This window comes from Cellulomonas sp. NPDC058312 (assembly GCF_042880135.1).
In the GTDB taxonomy this organism is placed as follows: Bacteria; Actinomycetota; Actinomycetes; order Actinomycetales; family Cellulomonadaceae; genus Cellulomonas.
In genome coordinates this window covers 956407-979539 of the sequence record NZ_JBHVZE010000001.1, presented here as the reverse complement: position 1 = coordinate 979539, position 23133 = coordinate 956407, and the positions used below count along the sequence as shown (strand labels likewise).

The following is a 23133-nucleotide window of genomic DNA, read 5'->3' as shown; positions in this document are numbered from 1 at the left end:
AGGCGACCACCCGAGCCGATGAACCATCTTGGCATCAACTACTAGGCACACTGTTGAGTTCTCAAAGAACAGACGCGCATCCCTCACTCACCCTTACGGGCTCCGCGACCGGAGGCTTCTTCTTCCAATCTACCAGAGTTCCTGGCTCGCTTTGCCGCCGTTTCCCGCGACTCGCTCGCCTCAAACCCTACCAGAGCTTTCAGACCGTCTTTCCGGGCTGTTCTTTCCCGTTCCGACCTCCGAAACCCTACCAGGCTTTCCGACCGGCTTTGTCCGCGTTGTTTGCGGACAGTGCCGAACATCGAACCCGGTCCTCGCACGACCGATCGGGCGCCAAAAGCGCCTGAGGTCGAGCTGAGGGGGTGGCCACCGGTGGGAGCGACTACCGAGGTGAACCTCGGTGGCCGTCACTTCCTTCCCTGCGGCTTGGAGAACATTACGCGCACGTTTCGCCCAGCGTCAAGCCGGCGGGCTCACGGGCCCCGCACGCTCCCCGCACCCTGGCTGACCTGCGGTTTCGCGTGGCCCGACCCGGGTGTCCCCTGCTGCTGCGTGCCGGTCGCCGGTGCGACGCCCGTCACGTGCCACCAGCGTCCCCCGCCTCGCTCGGTCGCGCAACCGCAACCACCTGGCGGTCGGTGGACCCGGGACGGCGGAGGGCGGCTCGCGTCGCCCGCGAACCGCCCTCCCCTGCCCGCTCTCCCGCGGTGACCGTCGGTCAGCCGGCGACTCGCGCCACCGCGAGGGTCCGCTTGCCGCGGCGCAGCACCAGCCACCGGCCGTGCAGCAGGTCGGCGGCGTCGACCACTGCGGCCTCGTCGGTGATCTTGCGGTTGTTCACCGACGCGCCGCCCTCGGCGATCGCCCGCCGGGCCGCTCCCTTCGAGGCGACCAGACCGGATCCGGCGAGCACGTCCACCAGGGGGTCGCCCACCTGGACGTCGACCGTCGGCAGCTCGGCGACCGCCGCGCCGAGCGTCCCGGCGTCGAGGTCGGCGAGGTCGCCGCCCCCGAACAGGGCCCGGCTGGCCGCGATGACCTTGTCGATCGCGTCGGCGCCGTGCACCAGGGACGCCACGTCGTACGCCAGGGCGCGCTGCGCCTCACGGGCCGCCGGCCGCTCGGCCAGGGCCTGCTCGAGCTCGGCGATCTGCTCCCGGGTGCGGAACGTGAACACCTTGAGGTAGCCGATCACCTCGGCGTCGTCGACGTTGAGCCAGAACTGGTAGAACGCGTACGGGCTCATCAGCTCGGGGTCGAGCCAGATGGCCCCGCCCTCGGACTTGCCGAACTTGGTGCCGTCGGCCTTGGTGATGAGCGGGGTGGTCAGCGCGTGCACCGAGGCGCGCTCGGCCTTGCGGATCAGCTCGACCCCGGACAGCAGGTTCCCCCACTGGTCGTTGCCGCCGGTCTGCAGGACGCACCCGTTCCGGCGGTGCAGCTCGAGGTAGTCCATCCCCTGCAGGATCTGGTAGCTGAACTCGGTGAAGGAGATGCCCTCGTCGCTGGCGAGGCGCCGGGCGACGGTGTCCTTGGCGAGCATCGTGCCGAGCCGGTAGTGCTTGCCGATCTCGCGCAGGAAGTCGATGGCGGACAGCTCGCCGGTCCAGTCGAGGTTGTTGACCATCCGCGCCGGGTTGTCGCCGTCGAAGTCGAGGAACCGGCTGATCTGCGTCTGGAGCCGCTGCACCCACTCGGCGACGGTGTCCTTCGTGTTGAGGACGCGCTCGCCGGACATGCGCGGGTCGCCGATCAGGCCCGTGGCGCCGCCGACGAGGGCGAGCGGGTGGTGGCCCGCGAGCTGCAGGTGCCGCATGAGCACGAGCTGCACGAGGTGGCCGTGGTGCAGGCTCGGCGCCGTCGGGTCGAACCCGGCGTAGAACGTGATCGGCCCCTCGTCGAGTGCCGCGCGCAGGGCGTCGAGGTCGGTGGTCTGGGAGACGAGGCCGCGCCAGGCGAGCTCGTCGAGGATGTGGGTCACAGCTGGCTCCTTGCAGTCGCGCGGCGGTGGGCCGCGCCCTCGGCGGGTCGGGTCATGCCGGCGTCGTCCCGCGCTGCGGGCTGCTTCCCGACGCCGGCCGGCGATACGCCGGTCGGAAGGCGGACACGGTGGGCTCCCCGGTCAGCCACAGGCGCCAGGGGAACTGCGCGGCGTCCCCGCCCGGCCCGGCGACGCCGACTCGGGGGCCGGTGGCGACGGCGGCGGTGACCGCGTCGGGCGGGCGGTGCAGGACGAGCCGGCCGTCGGGCTCGGTGACGTCGGCGCCGTTGTCGGTCAGGTCGAGGCCAAGCGCCACGGCCAGACGGGCGGGCCCGCGGGCGATCTGCCGGTCGGAGTCGACGACGCCCGCGCGGGCTCGGCGCTCCCGTGCCAGGTCGACGCCGTCCACGACCTCCCCGGCGCGCACCAGCACCGCGGCTGCGGTGCCGACGGGCCCGGCGACGACGTTCACGCAGTGGTGCAGGCCGAGGTGCCGGTAGACGTACAGACGGCCGGGCTCGCCGAACATCACGGCGGTCCGCGGGGTGCGGCCGCGGTAGGCGTGCGATCCGGGGTCGTCCGCACCCGCGTAGGCCTCGACCTCGGTGATCCGCAAGGTCACGTCGCCGTCGTCGGACCGGGCAGTGAGGTAGGCGCCGAGCAGGTCGGGCGCCAGGGTCAGCGCGGGCCGGGCGTACCAGACGCGCGCGGGCACGAACCCCGGTGCGGCGGCGTCGGAGGCCACCCAGGTCCGGGGTGCGCCTGCGACGAGGGCGGCGGCGGTCCGCACGTCCGTCTCGCTATCGCCCGCGGCCTCGGTCACCGGGCCATCCTGCCCCATGCGTCGACCCGGACGTCGGCGCGTCCGCGCGTGCCCTCGCGGGCGTAGTGCGCGGCCTCGTCCGTCATCCAGCGCTCCCACTGGGGCCGGGCGTCGGCGCCGTCGCGCTCCAGGCCACGGGCGAGGCGGGTGGCGTCGTCGGCCTCGACCCAGACGAGGACGCCGACGTCCCGCGCCCCGGCGCGCCGGCCCGAGCCGCAGCCCTCCAGGACGAGCACGTCGGGCACCGGCACGTCGACCCAGTCCGCGAACCGGCCGGCGACCCAGTCGTAGCGCTGGTACCGCCCGGGCCGGCCGCGGCGCAGCGGCTCGAGGACCTGCGCGGCGAGCCGGGGCCAGATGTCGCCCTCCAGCCCGGACCAGCCGGCGTAGAGGTCGTCCATGTGCACCACGTGGGCGCGCCGGCGCTGCTGCGCGCAGCCGTCCGCGACGGCGGCCGCCAGCGTCGTCTTCCCGGACCCCGCGGGGCCGTCGAGCGCGACGAGCCGGACGGGCCCGAGCCGCGGCGGGGTCGACAGGAGCAGGGGCACGACGACACCGGCGGCGTCCTCGTGCCCCTGCGGCACCGTCGTCTCGTTCAGGACGCCGACGCCCGGAGCTCCGCGGACCGGGCGCGCGCCCGCTCCAGCTGCTCGGCGACGCGCACCGGCGCCGTGCCGCCGTGGGCCGACCGCGAGGCGACCGAGCCCTCGACGGACAGCACGGACCGCACGTCCGGGGTGAGGTGCTCGGACACCGCGGCGAGCTCGTCGTCGGTGAGGTCCCAGAGCTCGACCGGCGGCTGGTGCTCCTCGCAGGCCCGGACGCAGGCGCCCGCGACCTCGTGCGCGACCCGGAACGGCACGCCCTGCCGGACCAGCCACTCCGCGACGTCGGTGGCGAGCGAGAACCCCTGCGGGGCGAGCGCGGCCATCCGGTCGGTGTCGAAGGTGAGCGTCGCGACCATGCCGGCGAACGCGGGCAGCAGGACGGTGAGGGTGTCGACCTGGTCGAACACCGGCTCCTTGTCCTCCTGGAGGTCCCGGTTGTAGGCGAGCGGCAGCCCCTTGAGCGTGGTCAGCAGGCCGGTGAGGTCGCCGACCAGCCGACCCGCCTTGCCGCGCGCGAGCTCCGCGACGTCGGGGTTCTTCTTCTGCGGCATGATGCTCGACCCCGTGGAGTAGGCGTCGTCCAGGCGGACGAAGCCGAACTCGTGGGTCGACCAGAGGATGACCTCCTCGGCGAACCGGGACAGGTCGACGCCGAGCATCGCGGACACCCAGGCGAACTCGGCCACGACGTCGCGGGACGCGGTGCCGTCGATCGAGTTCTCCACGGGGCCGTCGAACCCGAGGTCGGCCGCGACCGCCGCCGGGTCGAGGCCGAGCGAGGACCCGGCGAGCGCGCCGGAGCCGTACGGGGAGACGGCCGCGCGGCGGTCCCAGTCCACGTACCGGTCGACGTCGCGCAGCAACGGCCACGCGTGCGCCAGCAGGTGGTGCGCGAGCAGCACCGGCTGGGCGTGCTGCAGGTGGGTCCGGCCCGGCATGACCGCGTCGCCGGCGGCGGCGGCCTGCGCGACGAGCGCGTCGACGACGTCGAGCGTGAGCCCGACGATGACCCGCGCCTCGTCCCGCAGGTACATCCGCACCAGCGTGGCGATCTGGTCGTTGCGCGACCGGCCGGCGCGCAGCCGACCGCCGAGGTCGGCGCCCGCGCGCTCGATCAGGCCCCGCTCGAGGGCGCCGTGCACGTCCTCGTCGCTGTCGGCCGCCACGAACGCGCCCGACGCGACGTCGGCGCGCAACCGCTCGAGGGCGTCGAGCATGCCCGCCAGACCCGTGTCGTCCAGCAGCCCGGCAGCGTGCAGGACGCGCGCGTGGGCGCGGGACCCGGCGATGTCCTGCGGCGCCAGCCGCCAGTCGAAGTGGGTGCTCTTGGACAGCGCCGCGAGCGCGTCGGCGGGGCCGCCGACGAACCGGCCGCCCCAGAGCGCGCCGGCCTGCTCAGGCACCGGTGCCCTCCGCGTCCGTGCCACCGATGCCGCCCTGCTGCCCGAGGTCCTCGGCGTTGCCGAACTTCACGTCGCGCGCGGCGGCGAGCTTGGACGACAGGCCGTAGATCTCGATGAACCCGCGGGCCGCGGACTGGTCGAACGTGTCGCCCGAGTCGTAGGTGGCGAGGTTGAAGTCGTACAGGGACGTCTCGGAGCGGCGGCCGGTGACCGTCGCGCGCCCGCCGTGCAGCACCATCCGGATCTCGCCGGAGACGTAGCGCTGGGTGTCGTCGATGAAGGTGTCGAGCGACTTCTTCAGCGGGGAGAACCACTGGCCGTCGTAGACCAGCTCGGTCCAGCGCTGCTCGACCTGGCGCTTGAACCGGGCCTGCTCGCGCTCGACGGTGACGTTCTCGAGCTCCTGGTGCGCGGCGATCAGGGCCATCGCGCCGGGGGCCTCGTAGACCTCGCGGGACTTGATGCCGACGAGGCGGTCCTCGACGATGTCGATCCGGCCGACGCCCTGGGCGCCCGCGCGGCGGTTCATCTCCTGGATGGCCTGCAGCGGGGTGACGGGCACGCCGTCGAGCGCGACCGGGACGCCCTGCTCGAACCGGATGACGACCTCGTCGGCGACCGGGGGGAACGTCGGGTCGTCGGTGTAGGTGTAGACGTCCTTGGTCGGCTCGTTCCAGATGTCCTCGAGGAACCCGGTCTCGACGGCGCGGCCCCACACGTTCTGGTCGATCGAGAACGGGTTGTGCTTGGTGGTCGCGATCGGCAGCTTCTTGCGCTCGGCGAACTCGATGGCCTTGTCGCGGGTCAGCGCGAGGTCGCGCACCGGGGCGAGGCACTTCAGGTCGGGCGCGAGGGAGGTGATGCCGACCTCGAACCGCACCTGGTCGTTGCCCTTGCCGGTGCAGCCGTGGGCGACGGTCGTCGCGCCGAACTGCCGGGCGGCGCGCACCAGGTGCTTGACGATGACCGGGCGGGACAGCGCGGAGACCAGCGGGTACTTGTCCAGGTACAGGCCGTTGGCCCGCAGCGCCGGCATGCAGTACTCGGCGGCGAACTCGTCGCGGGCGTCGGCCACGTAGGCCTCGACCGCGCCGCAGTCGAGCGCGCGCCGGCGGATGACCTCGAGGTCCTCGCCGCCCTGGCCGACGTCGACCGCGACGGCGATCACCTCGGCGCCGGTGGCCTCGGCGATCCAGCCGATGCCCACGGAGGTGTCCAGGCCGCCCGAGTAGGCGAGGACGACGCGCTCAGTCATGTGTCTTCTCTTTCGTTCCGGTGGTGCGGGGAGGTCGGGGGTGGCGGTGCGGCCGGGCTCAGCCGGTCGTCGCGAGCTCGAGGAACCGGGCGGCGAGCGCGGTCCCCTCGGGGCCGTCGGTGCCCTCGCGGGCGATGACGAGGACGGTGTCGTCCCCGGCGATCGTGCCGAGCACGCTCGGGAGGACGGAGTGGTCGATCGCGGACGCGAGGAACTGCGCCGCGCCGGGCGGGGTGCGCAGCACGACCAGGCTGCCGGACGCCTCGGCGGTGACCAGCAGCTCGGAGCAGAGCCGGGCGAGCCGGGTGGCGAGGGCCTCGGCGTCGGCGACCGGGGCGGGGCTGCGGTCGCCGCCCTCCCCCGGCACGGCGTACGCGAGCGCGCCGCCGCGGGTGCGGATCTTCACCGCGTTGAGCTCGACGAGGTCGCGGGACAGCGTCGCCTGGGTGACCGTGACGCCCTGGTGGGCGAGCAGGTCCGCGAGCTCGGACTGCGAGTGCACCTGCTGCCGGGACAGCGAGTCCCGGATCAGGGCGTGCCGGGCGGCCTTGGTGGCGGGGATCCGGCCGGTCGTCGTGCCGACCTCGTCGGCGGGCAGGCCGGTCACGACCGCTCCAGGAGCCAGGTGAGCAGCGCCTTCTGGGCGTGCAGCCGGTTCTCGGCCTCGTCCCAGACCACCGACTGCGGGCCGTCGAGCACCTCGGCGGTGATCTCCTTGCCGCGGTAGGCCGGCAGGCAGTGCAGGACGAGCGCGTCCGCGGCGGCGAGGGCGAGGGCGGCGGCGTCGAGCCGGTAGGGCACGAACGGCTGCTCGCGCGCCGCGGCCTCGTCCTCCTGGCCCATCGAGACCCAGGTGTCCGTGGCGACCGCGTCCGCGCCGGTGACGGCCGCGGCGAGGTCGTCGGTCACCTGGACGGAGCCGCCGGTGGTCGCCGCGATGGCGGCGGCCCGCGCGACGACGTCGGCCGCCGGCAGGTACGCGGCCGGGGTGGCGATCCGGACGTGCAGCCCGGCGGTCGCGCCGCCGAGCAGGTACGACTGCGCCATGTTGTTGGAGCCGTCGCCGGTGTAGGCGAGGGTCCGGCCGCGCAGGGCCGCCACGCTCCCCCAGTGCTGGGCGAGGGTGAGCAGGTCCGCGAGGATCTGGCACGGGTGGAAGTCGTCGGTCAGCGCGTTCACGACCGGCACGCCGGCGTGGGCGGCCATCTCCTCGATGCGGGCCTGCGCGTGGGTGCGCCAGACGACGGCCGCGACCTGCGGGCCGAGCACCCGGGCGGTGTCGGCGACGGACTCGCGCACGCCGATCCGGGCGAGGTTGCCGTCCACGGCCAGCGGGTAGCCGCCCAGCTCGGCGACGCCGGTGGTGAACGACACCTGGGTCCGCAGGGTGGGCTTGTCGAAGATGATCGCGACCGCGCGCGGCCCGTCGAGCGGCCGGCGGGCGAACCGGTCGGCGCGCAGCGCGAGGCCGAGCTCGAGGACCTCGGCCTGCTCGGCCGCGGTCAGGTCGTCGTCCCGCAGGAAGTGCCGGGTCACCGCTGCGCCTCCTGGCCGAGGTCGTGCGGGAGCCCCGCGAGGAAGTCCGTGAACGTCGCCGCCTGCTCGCGGGTCAGCACGTACGGCGGCGCGAGCCGGATGGTGTCCGCGGTGCACGGGTTCACCACGAACCCCGCCGCCAGGGCGCGCGCCGCGACGTCCGCCGCGACGGGCGCCGCGAGCTGCACGGCGATCAGCAGGCCCTCGCCGCGGACCTCGGCGACCAGGGGGTGCCCGAGCGCGGTGATCGCGGCGCGCCACCAGGAGCCGAGCTCCGTCACGTGCGCGAGCAGCCCGTCGCGCTCGATCACGCCGATCGTGGCCAGCGCGGCGGCCGAGGCCACCGGGTTGCCGCCGAACGTCGTGCCGTGCTGGCCGCGGCCGAGCAGCGTCGCCGCCCGCTCGCCGTACGCCACGACGGCGCCGACCGGGAACCCGCCGCCGAGGCCCTTGGCGAGCGTGACGACGTCGGGGCGGATGCCGCCGCCGAGGTGCGGGTGCTGGTGCGCGAGCCAGGTGCCGGTGCGGCCCATGCCGGTCTGGACCTCGTCGAGGACCAGCAGCGCGCCGTGCGCCTGCGTGAGCTCGCGCGCCCGGACCAGGTAGCCGGGGGGCAGCGGCTTGACGCCGGCCTCGCCCTGGATCGGCTCGAGGAACAGCGCCGCGACCTGGTCGCCCGCCGCGCCGTCGAACGCGGCCTCGAGCGCCGCCGTGTCCCCGAACGGCAGGAACTCGACGCCGCCGGGCAGCGGCTCGAACGGCTCGCGGTAGGCGGCCTTGGACGTCAGCGCGAGCGCGCCCATCGACCGGCCGTGGAACGCGCCCTCGAGCGCGAGCACGCGGGTCCGGCGCACGCCGCCGGGGCCCTCGGCGTTCCGGCGGGCCATCTTGAACGCGGCCTCGTTGGCCTCGGTGCCGGAGTTCGTGAGGAACACCCGCGAGCCCTCCGGGGCGTCCGCCACCGCCAGCAGGCGCTCGGCCAGCGCGATCTGCGTCGGGCTGGCGAAGAAGTTGGAGATGTGGCCGAGGGTGCCGAGCTGCGCGGAGATCGCCGCCGTCAGCGTCGGGTGCGCGTGGCCGAGGGCGTTGACCGCGATGCCGCCGAGCAGGTCGAGGTACCGGGTGCCGTCGGCGTCCCACACGTACGGGCCCTCGCCGCGGACGAGCACGCGCTGCGGCGCGCCGAACGTGTCCATCAGGGCGTGGCCGTAGCGCTCGGTCCAGTGCGCCACCGAGTCGGCGCCCACCAGGTCGGCGTGCGCGTCCTCGGGGACCAGGTGCTGGTCGGTCACTCAGCTCACCTCCGGGTTCAGCTGGATCTGCGGGGCGGGCGGCTCGACCTTCGCGACCTGCGGGATCGGCGCGGTGAACGGCGACGGGACGGGCTCGTCGTCGGGCAGGACCATCGTGCCGACGCCGTCCGAGGTGAACACCTCGACCAGGATCGAGTGCGGCTGCCGGCCGTCGATGACGTGGGCGCGGCCGACGCCGCCGGTGACGGCGCGCCAGCAGGCCTCCATCTTCGGCCGCATGCCCGAGTCGAGCGACGGCAGCAGGTCGGCCAGCGCGCCCGCGCGGATCCGGCGGGCCAGCGACGTGCGGTCCGGCCAGCTCGTGTACAGCCCCTCGACGTCGGTCAGGACGATGAGCTTGCGGGCGCCGAGCGCCACGGCGAGCGCGGCGGCGGCGGTGTCGGCGTTCACGTTGAGCACCTGGGTGGGGTCGTCGATGTCCGGGGCGACCGTGGAGACGACCGGGATCCGGCCGGCGTCCAGGAGGTCGTGCACGGCGCCGGGGTTGACCTCGACGACGTCGCCGACCTGGCCGACGTCCACCTGCTCGCCGTCGACGGTCGCGGTGCGCCGGCGGGCCCGCAGCAGGCCGCCGTCCTCGCCGGACAGGCCGACCGCGTACGGGCCGTGCGCGTTGAGCAGGCCGACGAGCTCGCGGGACACCTGGCCGGTGAGCACCATCCGGACGACGTCCATCGCCTCGGGGGTGGTCACGCGCAGGCCGCCGCGGAACTCGGACTCGATGCCGAGCCGGTCGAGCATGGCGTTGATCTGCGGGCCGCCGCCGTGCACGACGACCGGGCGCAGGCCGACCTGGCGCAGGAACACCATGTCCTGCGCGAAGGCGCGCTTGAGCTCGTCGTCGACCATCGCGTTGCCGCCGTACTTGACGACGACGAGGGCGCCGGCGAACCGCTGAAGCCAGGGCAGCGCCTCGATCAGCACCTCGGCCTTCTGGTCGGCGCGCAGGTCGGTGCGGGTGTTGAAGACGAAGTCGTCGTCGACGGGGGTGTCGCTCATGTGGAGTACGCGCTGTTCTCGTGGACGTAGTCGTGCGTGAGGTCGTTGGTCCAGACCGTCGCGGTGGCGTCGCCGGCGTGCAGGTCGACGTCGACCCGCACCTCGCGGGCGGCGGCGAGGTCGACGCCGTCGCGCGGGTCGCCGACGCCGCCCGCCCGGCACACCTGGACGCCGTTGATCGCGACGTCGAGGCGGTCGGCGTCGAACGGCGCGACGTCCTCGGGCACGGTGCCGACGGCGGCGAGCACCCGGCCCCAGTTGGGGTCGTTGCCGAACACGGCGGCCTTGAACAGGTTGGACCGGGTCACCGCGCGGGCCACGGCGACGGCGGCCGCCTCGGTGCTGGCGCCGGTGACGGTGACCGCGATGTCGTGCGAGGCGCCCTCGGCGTCGGCGACCAGGGCGCGGGCCAGGTCGGCGGACACGGACCGGACCGCCGCCGCGAACGCGTCGGGGTCGGGGGTCACGCCGCCGGCGCCGGACGCGAGCAGCAGCACGGTGTCGTTGGTCGACATGCAGCCGTCGGAGTCGACGCGGTCGAAGGTGGCCCCGGTGGCGGCGCGCAGGGCCGCGTCCGCCTGCTCCGCGGTGACGACCGCGTCGGTGGTCAGCACCACGAGCATCGTGGCGAGGCCCGGCGCGAGCATGCCCGCGCCCTTGGCCATCCCGCCGACCGACCAGCCGTCGCCGACGGCCACCGCCGTCTTGGGCACGGTGTCGGTGGTCATGATCGCGGTCGCGGCGTCCGCGCCGCCGTCGGCGGTCAGGGCGGTCGCCGCGGCGTCGACGCCGCCGAGCAGCAGGTCCATCGGCAGCCGCTCGCCGATCAGGCCGGTCGAGCAGACCAGCACGTCGCCCGCGGAGGTGCCGAGCACCTCGGCCACGTGCTCCGCGGTGCGGTGCGTGTCCGCAAAGCCCTCGGGCCCGGTGCAGGCGTTCGCGCCGCCGGAGTTCAGCACCACCGCGGTCGCGACGCCGTCGGACACCGCCTGGCGGGACCAGACGACCGGCGCGGCGACGACGCGGTTGGACGTGAACACGCCGGCGGCGACCTGCAGCGGGCCGTCGTTGACGACCAGCGCGAGGTCGGGCTTCCCGGAGGCCTTGAGCCCGGCGGTGACGCCCGCGGCGCGGAAGCCGGCGGGGGTGGTGACGGTCACGGGGCGACTCCCTCGGTGGACAGGCCGGTGCGCTCGGGCAGCCCGAGCGCGAGGTTCAGGGACTGCACCGCGGCGCCCGCGGTGCCCTTGACGAGGTTGTCGATCGCGCAGATCGCCACGACGCGGCCCGCTGCCTCGTCGACCGCGACCTGGACGAGGGCGGTGTTCGCGCCGGTGGTGGCGCCGGTGGTCGGCCACTCGCCCTCGGGCAGCAGCTCGACGAACGGCTCGCCCGCGTAGGCGGTCTGCCAGGCGGCGCGCACCGACGCGGCGTCCGCCCCGGGCGCGAGCGGCGCGGTCACGGTGGCGAGGATCCCCCGGGACATGGGCACCAGCACGGGCGTGAACGACAGCCGGACGCCGGCGGCCCCGGCGACGCCGAGGTTCTGCGCGATCTCCGGGATGTGCCGGTGCGTGCCGCCCACGGCGTAGGGCTGCGCGGAGCCGAGCGCCTCGGAGGCGAGCAGGTGCGGCTTCAGGGAGCGGCCCGCGCCGGAGTACCCGTTCGCGAGCACGGCGACGACGTCGGTCGGGTCGACGACCCCCGCGGCGACGCCGGGCTGGAGGGCGAGGGTGACGGCGGTGACGTTGCAGCCGGGGACGGCGATCCGGCGGGCGGCGGCGAGCGCGGCGCGCTGGGCGGCCGGGGTGGTCTCCCCCGCGTGCAGCAGCTCGGGCATGCCGTAGGGCCAGGTGCCGGCGTGCTCGGTGCCGTAGAACCGGCGCCAGGCGTCGGGGTCGGTGAGGCGGTGGTCCGCACCGAGGTCGACCAGCACGGCGCCGTCGCCGCGGTCCGCGAGCGCCGCGGCGATCTCGCCCGAGGCGCCGTGCGGCAGCGCGAGCACGACGACGTCGTGGCCGGTGAGCTCGTCGACGGAGGTCGGGGTGAGCACGCGGTCCGCGAGCGCCCGCAGGTGGGGCTGGTGCGCGCCGAGGCGGGTGCCGGCGTTGGCGTGCGCGGTGAGCGCGCCGATCCGGGCCTCGGGGTGACCGAGCAGGAGCCGGAGGGTCTCGCCGCCGGCGTACCCGGAGGCGCCGGCGATCGCGACGGAGAAGGACATGTGCATGACCATACACTCAACTGCACATCGATTCATCCCGCAGGCGACCGGGCGCGCCGCCGCCGGAATGCGCCCGGCCCCGGCGCCGTTGCAGGTCGCATGCACGCCGTCATCGCCACCGCGCCCGGGGGACCCGACGTCCTGGTCCCCGACGAGATCGACGACCCGCTGCCCGGCCCCCGCGACCTGCTGGTGCGGACCAGCGCGGCCGGTGTGAACTTCATCGACGTCTACCACCGCAACGGCACGTACCCGATGCCGTTCCCGCACGTCCCGGGCTCCGAGGGCGCCGGCGTGGTCGAGGCCGTCGGCCGCGAGGTGCGGGAGTTCGCCGTGGGCGACCTCGTCGCGTGGGCGTCGGCGCCGTCGTCGTACGCGGAGCTGGTGGTGGTGCCCGAGCTCGTCGCGCTGCGCGTGCCGGACGGCGTGACCGAGGAGGTCGCCGCCGCGCTGCCGCTGCAGGGCCTGACCGCGCACTACCTCGTGACGTCGACGTTCCCGGTGCTCGAGGGCCAGGACGTGCTCGTGCACGCCGGGGCCGGCGGCGTCGGGCTGCTGCTCACCCAGCTCGCGTCCGCCCGGGGCGCCCGGGTCATCACCACCGTCGGCACCCCGCAGAAGGAGGCGCTGTCCCGCGCCGCCGGCGCCGCCGAGGTGATCCGGTACACCGAGCTCGCCGACCTCACCGACGAGCTGCCCGCCCTCGTGCGCGACCTCACCGGCGGCGCCGGGGTGCACACGGTCTTCGACGGCGTCGGGCGCAGCACCTTCGACGCGTCGCTCGCGTCGCTGCGCCCCCGCGGCGGCCTCGCCCTGTTCGGCGCCTCCTCCGGCCCCGTGCCCCCCGTCGACCCCCAGCGGCTGAACGCCGCCGGGTCGGTGTTCCTCACCCGGCCCACCCTGGGCCACCACACCGCCACCCGCCAGGAGCTCACCTGGCGGGCGGACGAGCTGTTCGCCGCCGTGGCCGCCGGGACGCTCGACGTCCGCGTCGGCGCGACGTTCCCCCTCCCCGACGCGGCCGAGGCGCACCGCGCCCTCGAGGGCCGCGCGACCACCGGAAAGGTGCTCCTGACCGCATGACCGAGCTGCACGTCGAGATCTGGTCCGACATCGCCTGCCCCTGGTGCTACATCGGCAAGCGCCGGTTCGCGGCGGCGCTGGACTCCTTCGAGCACCGCGACCAGGTCCGGGTGACCTGGCGCTCCTTCGAGCTCCAGCCCGACGCCGAGCACTCCTCGGCGCACCCGGGGCTGACCGAGCTCGCGATGCTGTCCGAGCGCAAGGGCCTGCCGGTCGAGCAGGTCCGGCAGATGTTCGCCCAGGTGACGGCCCTCGCCGCCGAGGTGGGCCTCGCCTACGACTTCGACACCGTCGTCCCCGCCAACACCTTCGACGCGCACCGGCTGGTGCACGTCGCGGGCGACCTCGGCGGCGCCGACGCGGCCGCCGAGGTGGTCGAGCGCCTGATGAGCGCGCACTTCGAGCACGGCCGGGTCGTGGACGACGTCGACGTGCTCGTCGAGGTCGCCGGCGAGGCCGGGCTGGACACCGCGGCCGTGCGGGCCGCGCTGGCGACCGACGCGGGCGCGGGCGCCGTCCGGGCGGACGAGGCCGAGGCCGCCGCGCTGGGCGTCCAGGGCGTGCCGTTCTTCGTCGCGGGCCGCCGGCTCGGCGTGTCCGGCGCGCAGCCCGTCGAGGTGTTCGCCCAGCTGCTCGCCCAGGCGTGGCGCGACGCGAACCCGCCGCTCGCGATCCCGACGATCGCCGGCGCGGCCGACGCGGAGGCGTGCGGCCCGGACGGCTGCTGACGCCGCACGCACCACGGGCCCCCTCCCCGGATCGCTCCGGGAGGGGGCCCGTGGTCGTTCAGGCGGGGGTCACCGCCGGACGGTGAAGCCCAGCGGCGCGCTGGTGCTGCCCGCCACCACGTCCGGCTTCGACGGCACGAACACCGCCGTGTACTGGTGCTGCCCCACCGGGGCGGTGCGCGGCACCGTGCCGAGCGCGAGGCCCAGCACCACCGGCGAGCGGCCGATCACGCGGTCGCCCTCGCGGAACTCGACCGTCCCGGACGGGAACCACGTGCCCTCGACCTGCACCCGCGAGACCAGCAGCGTCGGCAGCCAGGTGCCGTACGACTGGCTGGACCGGCTCGCGGACAGCGTCACCGTGGACGGCGTGAGCTCCGGCTCGGGCTCCTCGGCGGCCGCGACCGTCACCGGCAGCGTCACCGTGGTGCCGCTGGGCGCGGCGACCAGGGTCAGGGTGTGCACCCCGGCCGTGGTGCCGACCGGGACCGTGACGGCCACCTGCGCGGCGCCGGCGGAGACCGCCGCCGAGCCGATCGACGCGCCGTCGAGCTGCACGTCGAGCGCCGTGTTCTGCGGGGCGCCCAGGCTGGTGAGGTTCAGCCCGGTCACCGGGAACGCCAGCTCGGTGCCCGCGACGACCTCCTCGGGCAGGGCCGGCACGCCGACCGCCCGCTCGTCGAACTCCGGGGTCAGGCCCGGGTTGGCCTCGAGGTAGGCGATCCACGCGTCCCGGTCGATCAGACCCGAGTCGGCGGTGCCGGTGCCCTCGGCGAGGACCCGGAAGTTGTCCCCGCCCTGCGCCAGGAACGAGAACGTGCCGATCCGGTACTCCGCGGCCCGGTCGATCGGCGCGCCGTCGACGGTGACCGAGGTGATCCGGCTGCCGAGCGGCTGCGCCTCGTCGTACGTGTAGGACACGTTGTCCGACAGGCCCAGCTGCAGGTACGGCCGCGACGGGATGGTGCCGTCCGCGTTGGTCTGCCACTGCTGCTCCAGCAGCGTCACGACCTGGTCGCCCGTGAGCGTCGTGGTCCAGAGGTTGTTCACGAACGGCAGGACCGCGTTGGCCTCGGCGTAGGTGATCGTGCCGTCGGGCGCGTACAGCAGCTCCGCCCGCAGGCCACCGGGGTTGACCACGCCGATGTCGGCGCCGCCGCGCTCGTCGGACGCCAGGGTCTCCAGCAGCGAGTCCGCCACCAGGTTGCCGAGCGTGGACTCCTTCGAGCGGTCGTCGCGGGTGCCGCCGGCGTAGGTGCCGCCGGCGCCCGTGTAGCCGCCGCCCGCGTAGGCGGTGGTGATGTCCGCGGTCACCGAGCCCTTGGGCTGGTTGCCGACCACCGCGGCCGCGGCGACCGCCGCGTCCACGATCGACTTGACCTCGGCGACGCGCGGGTACTGCGCCACCAGGGCGGCGTCCAGCTGGGCCGGGGTCTGGCCCGCGGCCGGGGCGAGGCGCTTGACGTTCTCGCCGGCCAGCGCCGACACCGCGTCGGTCGCGGGGTCGTAGGTGAGCGTGACCTTGCCGATGTTCTCGCCGTAGGAGCCGGTCTGGACGATCGGGCGGGTCCACTCGCCGGTGGCGTCCGGCGTCGCCGGGCCGTACCAGGCGTACTGCTTGTGGGTGTGGCCGGTGAAGATCACGTCCACGTCGCCCGAGGTGGTCGTCGCGATGTCGGCGAAGGCGCCGCCGGCGGCGATCTCCTCCTCCAGCGTCGCGCCGTCCGGGGTGCCGGCGCCGGCGCCCTCGTGGTACTCGGCCACGATCACATCGGCCTCGCCGTTCGCCGGGTCGCCGTCGGACAGCTGCGCCGCGACGCGGTTGACCGCCTCGACCGGGTCGCCGAAGTCGAGGTCGGCGATGCCGCCGGGGGTCACCAGCGTCGGGGTCTCCTGGGTGACGACACCGACCACGGCGACCTGCACCCCGTCGACGTCGAGGACGGTGTACTCGTCGAGCGCCGGGGTCTGGGTGCCCGTGGCGTAGACGTTCGCACCCAGGTACGGGAACTGCGCGTTGCCGCCGTCGGCGATGACGCGGTCGACCAGGTCGGCGTAGCCGCGGTCGAACTCGTGGTTGCCGACCGCCGAGGCGGCCAGGTCCAGCGCGTTCAGCACGTCGATCGTCGGCTGGTCGTCGGCGACCGCCGAGGCGAACAGGGAGGCGCCGATGTTGTCGCCGGCCGACAGGAACACGGCCGCGCCGCCCTCCGCCTCGGCCTGCGCGCGCTGCTGCTCGACCGTGCCCGCGAACGCCACCGTGTTGGCGTCGATCCGGCCGTGGAAGTCGTTGATGTTGAGCAGCGTCAGGTCGACCGGACCGGCCGGGCCCGCGTCGCCGGCGGACAGGCCCACCAGCACCGGGTCGTGGTCCGAGGACCGGTACGCGTCCGGGGCGTAGAACAGCGAGCCGTGCGTGTTGTAGCGGCTGTACTCCAGCGCCACGGACTCGCCGGCGTTGATGTTCCACACGTCCGCGCCGGTGGCCCGGCCCAGCGCCGCCTCGTTCAGCAGCACGTGGTCGAGCGAGCCCGACAGGCCGGAGAACGAGTAGGAGTACTCCCCCGCGTCCAGCGCCGTCGTCGCGTCGGTGTACCCGGCCGCGTACAGCGCCTGCAGCGGGTCCTCCTGCGTGTACGAGTTGAAGTCGCCGACCAGCGCGACCGACTCCGCGTCGCCCTGCACGGTCGGCACCCAGTCGCGCAGCGCCTCGGCCTGGCGGACCCGGGACTCGTTCGACGCGCCCTGGCCGTCGCCCGTGTCGGCGTCGCCCGGCCACGGACCGGCCGAGCCCTTGGACTTGAAGTGGTTGACGACGACGAACAGCTCCTCGCCGCCGCCGACCGGCACGAACGCCTGGCCGATCGGCTCGCGGGCGTTGCCGAACGCCTGGCCGTCACCGGACTGCGTGCCGAGCGCGCGGGCGTCGCCCACGGTCTCGACGGCCGCCGGGCGGTAGATCAGCGCGTTGGTGATCGTGTCGAGCTCCGCGGCCGCCGGCAGCTCCGTCGAGGACGGCACGGCCGCCCAGGTCCCGGCGCCCGCGGCGGCGTTCAGCGCCGCGACCAGGGTGTTCAGCGCCTCGTCCGGGTCGCCGTCGACCGTCGCCGAGTTCTCGATCTCCATCAGGCCCACGACGTCCGCGTCCAGGGCGTTGACGGCCGCGACGATCTTGTCCTGCTGGCGCTGCAGGTCGTCCGGGTCCCAGGCGCCGCGCTGCGCGCAGCCCTCGCGGACCGTGACCGGGTCTCCCGTGCGGTCGCTGTACGCCACGCAGGACGCGGTGTCCGCGCCGAGGGTCGTGAAGTAGTTGAGCACGTTGAACGACGCGACCGTCACGTCCCCGCCGACGTCCTCGGGGGCCGGGGTGCGGTCGTCCTCGAACGTCACCGGGGACGTCGCGGGGTTCGCCGCGTCGACGGGGACCGTCGGGCTGAGCTTCCACGCGTTGTTGCGGTAGTCCACGACCACCGGGGCGGTGAACGTCGCGGCAGCGCCGACCCGGACCGGGTTCGTCAGCGACACGTACGGCGGCGTCAGGCCGGAGTTCGCGGCGGACAGGAAGTTGGTGGACGCGCCGTCGTCGAGCACGAGCGCGCGGGCGGCGTTGTCCGCGGCGACCGCCGCGTTCTCCGGCGTCCCCGGCGCGGCGACCTCGGTGGGCTGCAGCAGCGGCTGGGTGCCGACCGCCAGGCCGACCTCGCCGTACTGGTTGGTGCTGTAGGTGTTGCTCACCGTCAGGTCGCCGGTGGGCAGGTAGAGCATCGACTCGAGCGCCTCGCGGTCGGCGGCGTCCGCCGGCCAGGTGCCGGTGACCGGCTGCACGGGCTCGGCGGCCGGGTCCAGCTGCACCAGGCCCGCGGCGTTCGCCACGGTGATCTCGGTCAGCCCCTGGAACTCGGACACGGCGCCGGTGACCTGCACGTGGTCGCCGACCGCGACCGAGCCGACGGTCGACGCCGAGAACACGAACACCGCGTCCGACGCCGTCCGGGTGGTCGGGTCGGTCTCGCCGCCCGTCCCGGGGGTCTGGATCACGTAGCCGCGGTAGCCGCCGGTGGCGTACACCGCGGTCACCACGCCGCTCGTGGTCACCTGCTGGCCCGCGAGCGGCGACGCGTCGCCCGTCCCCTGGACCTCCGCGATGGTGTGCGAGTCGTCCGCGGCGAGCGCGGCCGGAGCCGCCAGCACCGGCGCCCCCACCATCGCCCCCACGGCGACGAGACTCGCCGCCCACCTGCTCCGTACGCGTGCAGCGCTCACCGATGTTCTCCGATCCCCCGGGCCCGATGCCTCGTGCGTGTGTCACAGACGTCACACAGCCGGAGTCAACGTATGGGCGGTATGTCCGATCAGGCAACCACGTCCGGGGGACCCGCAGGTTGCGAACGGGTGAACGGGCGCGGCGCACGCGGACGCACGACGGCCCCGGGCGGCACCGTGCGGGTGCCGGCCGGGGCCGTCGGGGCGGGTCAGGCGCGCAGGGTCGCGCCGAACCGGCGCTCCGCCTCCTCGACGACCGCCGCGCGCACCGCGGCCGTCTCGTCCGCCGTCAGCGTGCGGTCCGCGGCACGCAGCCGCAGCGCGAACGCCAGCGACCGGTGGCCCTCGCCGACCTGCTCGCCCGTGTAGACGTCGAACAGCCGCGCGCTCTCCAGCACGTCCCCCGTCGGGCTCGCGGCCGCACCGGCCCGCACGGCGGCGAGCACCTCCGCGACCGGCACGTCGGCCGACACGACGAGCGCCACGTCCTCCTTCGCGACCGGGAACGTCGACACCTCGCGGGCGACGACCTCCCCCGCGGGCGCCGCGGCCAGCAGCACGTCGAGGTCCACCTCGAACGCGCACGCCCGCGCCGGCAGCCCGAGGGCCCGCACGACGTTCGGGTGCAGCTCGCCCGCGTGGCCGACCAGCGCGCCGTGCGTCGTCCGGAACCGCGCGCACCGGCCCGGGTGCCACGGCGCCCGGTCCGCGTCGGCCTCGACGACCAGCTCGACGCCCAGGGTCTCCCCCAGCAGCCGGACCGCGTCGATCGCGTCGGCGTGGTCGGCCGGGCGGCCCGCGCCCCACCAGCCCGCGGGCTCCCGCTGGCCGGTCAGCACGCCCGCCACCTGCCGCGGCTGCGCCGGGACGGCAGCGCGGATCGCGTCGAGCACGTCCGCGGACGGCCGCTCGGCCACCGGCGGCACCGGGGCGGCGGGCGTCCCCGGGCGGGGCAGCGTGACCGCCCCGACCTCGAACACCGCGAGGTCGGACGCCCCCCGCGCGACGTTCCGGCGGGCCGTCTCCAGCAGCGTCACCAGCAGCGACGTGCGCAGGTACGGCTGCTCGGCCGACATCGGGTTCGCGAGCCGGAGCATCGTCCGGCGGGCGTCGTCCGCCGGCAGCGCGAGCGCGTCGAGCTGCGCGGTCCCCACGAACGGGTACGACAGCGTCTCCACCCAGCCGGACCCCGCGAGGGCGTCCGCGACCCGCCGCCGGCGACGCTGCGCCGGGGTCAGCCCGAGGCCCACCGGCGAGCGCGGCGCCACCGACGGGATCGCGTCGTACCCGTGCAGGCGCGCGACCTCCTCGACCAGGTCGACCGGGGCCGCCAGGTCGGGGCGCCACGTCGGCACGGTCACCGCGACGACGGCGTCCTCGCCGGTGCCCGCGACCTCGCCCACGGTGCAGCCGATCGCCCGCAGGTACCCGGTCACCGTCGCGGCGTCCAGGTCCAGGCCGATCAGCCGGGACGGCAGCGCCAGCGGCAGCCGCAGCACGGGGGCGGGCGTGGTCGCGTCGACGTCCGTCAGCACCGGGTCGGGCGTGCCGCCGCCGTGCTCGACGAGGAGCTCGACGACCCGCGCGACCGCCACGCGGGGCAGCTGCGGGTCGACGCCGCGCTCGAACCGCTTGGCGGCCTCGCTCGGCAGCTTGTGCCGACGGGCCGTGCGCGCGACCGTCACCGGGTCGAAGTGCGCGGCCTCGACCAGCACGTCCGTGGTCGTCGCCGACACCTCGGTGTCCGCGCCGCCCATGACGCCCGCGAGCCCGATGACGCGCGCGGCGTCCGGGCCGTCGGTGATGAGCAGGTCCTCGGCGTCGAGCGCGCGGTCCACGCCGTCGAGGGTCGTGAGCCGCTCGCCCGCGCGGGCGCGTCGGACCGTGATCGGCGCGGTCAGCGACGCCAGGTCGTAGGCGTGCAGCGGCTGGCCGAGGTCGAGCATCACGTAGTTCGTGACGTCCACCGCGAGCGAGATCGGCCGCATGCCCGCCTGGGTCAGGCGCTGCTGCATCCACGACGGCGACGGGGCGCTCGCGTCGATCCCCCGCACCACGCGGGCGACGAACCGGTCCGCGCCGGGCACGCCGTGGATCGGCGCCTCGTCGCGGACCTCGACGGGGAACCCGCCCGTGGTCGCCACGTCCGCGTCCGCACCCGGCGCCGCGAGACCGCGGTCGGTGAACACCGCGCCGGTCGCGTGGGAGTACTCGCGGGCGACGCCGCGCATCGCGAAGCAGTAGCCGCGGTCCGGCGTCACGTTGATCTCGAGGACCTCGTCGCCGAGGCCCAGCAGGGCGCGCGCGTCCGTCCCCGGCGCCGCCTCGATGCCGAGCTGCGCCAGGACGATGATGCCGTCGTGGTCGTCGCCCAGGCCGAGCTCGCGCGACGAGCAGATCATCCCGTCGGACACGTGGCCGTAGGTCTTGCGGGACGCGATCGCGAACGGCCCCGGCAGCACCGTGCCCGGCAGCGCCACCACGACGTGGTCGCCCACGTCGAAGTTGTGCGCGCCGCAGACGATGCCCCGCGGGGTGCGGGTGCCGTCCTCGGCCGTGCCGTTGTGGTCGCCCACGTCGACCTGGCACCAGTTGATCGTCTTGCCGTTCTTCTGCGGCTCCGGCACGCGCTCGACCACGCGGCCGACGACCAGCGGGCCCGTCACCGCGGCCGGGTGGACGGCCTCCTCCTCGAGGCCGACGCGGACCAGGTCCGCCGCCAGCCGCTCGGCCGTGAGGTCGTCAGGGAGCTCGACGTGCTCGGCGAGCCACGTCAGGGGGATGCGAGGCATCAGATCACCGCCCGGAACTGGGTGGAGAAGCGGACGTCGCCCTCCACCATGTCGTGCATGTCCGCGATCTCGTGGCGGAGCATGAGCGTGCGCTCGATGCCCATCCCGAACGCGAAGCCGGAGTACACCTCGGGGTCGATCCCCGCGGCGAGCAGGACGTTCGGGTTGACCATCCCGCAGCCGCCCCACTCGATCCAGCCGGGACCGCCCTTCTTCTGCGGGAACCACAGGTCCATCTCGGCGCTCGGCTCCGTGAACGGGAAGAACGACGGACGCAGCCGGGTACGGGCCTCGGGGCCGAACATCGCCTTCGCGAAGTGGTCCAGGGTGCCCTTGAGGTGCGCCATCGTCATGCCCTTGTCGACCGCGAGGCCCTCGACCTGGTGGAACACCGGGGTGTGCGTCGCGTCGAGCTCGTCGGTGCGGAACACCCGGCCCGGGCACGCGATGTAGACCGGCAGGTCCCGCTCCAGCAGCGACCGCGCCTGCACGGGCGACGTGTGCGTGCGCAGCACCAGGTGCGGGTCGGGCTCGCCCTCGGGCGCCGCCACGTAGAACGTGTCCTGCATCTGGCGCGCGGGGTGGTCCGGGCCGAAGTTCAGCGCGTCGAAGTTGAACCACTCGGCCTCGACCTGCGGGCCCTCGGCGATCTCCCAGCCCATCGCCACGAACACGTCGGCGACGCGCTCCTGCAGCAGCTCCAGGGGGTGCCGGGCGCCGCGGGCCGCGCGGTCCGACGGCAGCGTGACGTCGACCGACTCCTCGGCGAGGACGCGGGCGTCGCGCTCGGCGGCCAGCACCTCCTCGCGGGCGGCCAGTGCGGCGTTCAGGCGGCCGCGGGCCTGGCCGAGCGTCTTGCCCGCGACGGCCTTGTCGGCCGGCGCCAGGCCGCCGATCGCGCGGTTCGCCAGGGCGATCGGGCTGCGCTCACCGGTGTGCGCGAGCCGGGCGGACTTCAGCTCGTCGAGGTCGCGTGCCGCGTCGAACGCGGCCAGCGCGTCGGACAGGGCGGCCTCGACCGCGTCGACGTCGAGCGGGGACAGGGGTGTGTCGGGCGTGGACATCCGGACCTTCCAGGCGGGAGCGGCGGCCGGCGGGCGCACTCCGGCGCGAGCGTGCCGCGCGTGCGTGCCGACCAACGGGCGAGTCTAGTGGCGCCCGCTCCTGGGCCGGGGCACCGCTCGCCGCGTGGGACGAGCGGGACCGTCGTCGCGCGCCGGCGGTCAGCCGGCGACGGGCCCGGGAACGGGCCCGGGAAATCGGCGGCGGGGCGCTGCGGACGGCATGCCGCCATGGTGCCACAGCACGGGCGCGGCTCGGCGAGGCGTGCCTCGCGGGGTCAGTCGTCGCGGGGACGGTCGTCGCGGGGCCACGCCTCGGTGGGTCGTGCCGCCGCGGCACCGCCCAGCGGCCAGGTGCCCAGCGGCCGGTAGAGCGGCCCGCCCGCACGGCCCTCGCCCGGCAGCGACTCGGCCAGCACCAGCTCGGTCACCGGCCACCGCGGGCCCCGGTAGACGGCCAGCGCGTGCACGAGCAGGTCGTCCGGCGTCGGCGTGGCACGGTCCCGCCGGCGGGTGCTCCCCCGCACCGGTGCGACCCGCCCGAGCGTGACGTGCGGGCGCGAGCGCTCCCGGTCGTCCTGGCGGGCGCCCACGTCGTCGCCGGCGTCCCGGCAGGCCGCGACCAGCGCGTGCACGGCGTCGAGGTCGCCCCCGACTCCCGCCCACAGCGTCCGGTGCGCGAACACGCCCGCGCCGGACAGGTGCAGCGCGAACGGCCGGGTGGTCGCCGCCACGTCGGCCAGCGCCCCGGCCAGGATCTCGGCGCGCCCGTCCCCCACGTCCCCGTAGAACGCGAGCGTGACGTGCCAGTTCTCGGCGGCCGTCCATCGCACCCCCTCGGACCCGGCCCGGCCCGGCGCGTCCTCGGCGTCGACCCCGACAGCGGTCCGCAGCGACGCGGCGAGGTGCCGCCGGACCTCAGGAGCGGGCCACAGCCCCGCGAACACCCGCATCCGCCCAGCATGCCCGACCCGCGAGAGCGTGCGCGCGTGCGGTGCGCGAGGTCGGTGGTCCGGGCCGAGGTCGCCCCGTGGGACGGGCGACCTCGGCCGGGACGACCGACCTCG

At 75.2% G+C, this 23133-nt stretch carries 17 protein-coding genes; 2 read left to right on the top strand and 15 right to left on the bottom strand.

The features are described from left to right. Window positions 1-718 precede the first annotated feature (718 nt). The 11 genes from tyrS to argC all read right to left on the bottom strand — a co-directional run bounded on the left by tyrS (window position 719) and on the right by argC (window position 12145). A complete protein-coding gene (tyrS, locus tag ACFVXN_RS04365; RefSeq protein ID WP_389227786.1) occupies window positions 719-1981 on the bottom strand; it encodes a tyrosine--tRNA ligase in 1263 nt (420 codons plus the stop codon). A gap of 52 nt (window positions 1982-2033) precedes the next feature. Next, window positions 2034-2726, bottom strand: a complete 693-nt coding sequence (locus ACFVXN_RS04360) for a DNA-3-methyladenine glycosylase (RefSeq protein WP_389227888.1) — start codon at window positions 2724-2726, stop codon at window positions 2034-2036. A 74-nt stretch (window positions 2727-2800) separates the two neighbouring features. Then, window positions 2801-3388, bottom strand: a complete 588-nt coding sequence (locus ACFVXN_RS04355; protein ID WP_389227783.1) for a uridine kinase — start codon at window positions 3386-3388, stop codon at window positions 2801-2803. Window positions 3389-3399: 11 nt separating this feature from the next. Then, on the bottom strand, window positions 3400-4815 hold the full coding sequence (gene argH, locus ACFVXN_RS04350) for an argininosuccinate lyase (RefSeq protein ID WP_389227780.1): 1416 nt from the start codon (window positions 4813-4815) through the stop codon (window positions 3400-3402). Then, window positions 4808-6070, bottom strand: a complete 1263-nt coding sequence (locus tag ACFVXN_RS04345) for an argininosuccinate synthase (protein ID WP_389227777.1) — start codon at window positions 6068-6070, stop codon at window positions 4808-4810. The genes argH and ACFVXN_RS04345 overlap by 8 nt, the downstream gene beginning before the upstream one ends. A gap of 58 nt (window positions 6071-6128) precedes the next feature. Continuing rightward, window positions 6129-6677, bottom strand: coding sequence for an arginine repressor (locus ACFVXN_RS04340; protein ID WP_389227774.1), 549 nt, complete (start codon window positions 6675-6677; stop codon window positions 6129-6131). Then, window positions 6674-7606: an ornithine carbamoyltransferase gene (argF, locus tag ACFVXN_RS04335; RefSeq protein WP_389227771.1), complete on the bottom strand. Its 933-nt coding sequence runs from the start codon at window positions 7604-7606 to the stop codon at window positions 6674-6676. Before argF ends, ACFVXN_RS04340 begins: the two co-directional genes overlap by 4 nt. After that, window positions 7603-8898 (bottom strand): acetylornithine transaminase, encoded by a 1296-nt coding sequence (locus tag ACFVXN_RS04330; RefSeq protein ID WP_389227768.1) that lies wholly within the window; start codon window positions 8896-8898, stop codon window positions 7603-7605. Before ACFVXN_RS04330 ends, argF begins: the two co-directional genes overlap by 4 nt. Further along, on the bottom strand, window positions 8899-9918 hold the full coding sequence (gene argB / locus ACFVXN_RS04325) for an acetylglutamate kinase (protein ID WP_389227765.1): 1020 nt from the start codon (window positions 9916-9918) through the stop codon (window positions 8899-8901). Then, window positions 9915-11078, bottom strand: a complete 1164-nt coding sequence (argJ, locus tag ACFVXN_RS04320; protein ID WP_389227762.1) for a bifunctional glutamate N-acetyltransferase/amino-acid acetyltransferase ArgJ — start codon at window positions 11076-11078, stop codon at window positions 9915-9917. The genes argB and argJ overlap by 4 nt, the downstream gene beginning before the upstream one ends. Next, complete coding sequence (gene argC, locus ACFVXN_RS04315) at window positions 11075-12145, bottom strand: N-acetyl-gamma-glutamyl-phosphate reductase (RefSeq protein ID WP_389227759.1); 1071 nt, start codon at window positions 12143-12145, stop codon at window positions 11075-11077. Before argC ends, argJ begins: the two co-directional genes overlap by 4 nt. A 93-nt stretch (window positions 12146-12238) precedes the next feature. On the opposite strand from argC, the gene ACFVXN_RS04310 reads away from it, so the two are divergent. Together ACFVXN_RS04310 and ACFVXN_RS04305 are read left to right on the top strand one after the other, a co-directional pair. Next, the gene (locus tag ACFVXN_RS04310) at window positions 12239-13222 is read left to right on the top strand and encodes a quinone oxidoreductase family protein (RefSeq protein WP_389227756.1); all 984 of its coding nucleotides are present in this window, start codon (window positions 12239-12241) and stop codon (window positions 13220-13222) included. Continuing rightward, window positions 13219-13950 carry a DsbA family oxidoreductase gene (locus tag ACFVXN_RS04305; RefSeq protein WP_389227753.1) on the top strand — a complete coding sequence of 244 codons (732 nt, stop codon included), beginning with the start codon at window positions 13219-13221 and terminating at the stop codon, window positions 13948-13950. Before ACFVXN_RS04310 ends, ACFVXN_RS04305 begins: the two co-directional genes overlap by 4 nt. A gap of 69 nt (window positions 13951-14019) precedes the next feature. Here the strand turns inward: ACFVXN_RS04305 and ACFVXN_RS04300 are convergent, their stop codons facing one another. The 4 genes from ACFVXN_RS04300 to thpR form a co-directional block, all read right to left on the bottom strand. Continuing rightward, window positions 14020-18156 (bottom strand): ExeM/NucH family extracellular endonuclease, encoded by a 4137-nt coding sequence (locus ACFVXN_RS04300; protein ID WP_389227885.1) that lies wholly within the window; start codon window positions 18154-18156, stop codon window positions 14020-14022. Between the two features lie 266 nt (window positions 18157-18422). Further along, window positions 18423-21005 (bottom strand): phenylalanine--tRNA ligase subunit beta, encoded by a 2583-nt coding sequence (gene pheT, locus ACFVXN_RS04295; RefSeq protein WP_389227750.1) that lies wholly within the window; start codon window positions 21003-21005, stop codon window positions 18423-18425. Next, window positions 21005-22069 (bottom strand): phenylalanine--tRNA ligase subunit alpha, encoded by a 1065-nt coding sequence (gene pheS / locus ACFVXN_RS04290; protein ID WP_389227747.1) that lies wholly within the window; start codon window positions 22067-22069, stop codon window positions 21005-21007. The genes pheT and pheS overlap by 1 nt, the downstream gene beginning before the upstream one ends. Window positions 22070-22344: 275 nt before the next feature. Continuing rightward, window positions 22345-23019, bottom strand: a complete 675-nt coding sequence (gene thpR, locus ACFVXN_RS04285; RefSeq protein ID WP_389227744.1) for an RNA 2',3'-cyclic phosphodiesterase — start codon at window positions 23017-23019, stop codon at window positions 22345-22347. Window positions 23020-23133 lie beyond the last annotated feature (114 nt).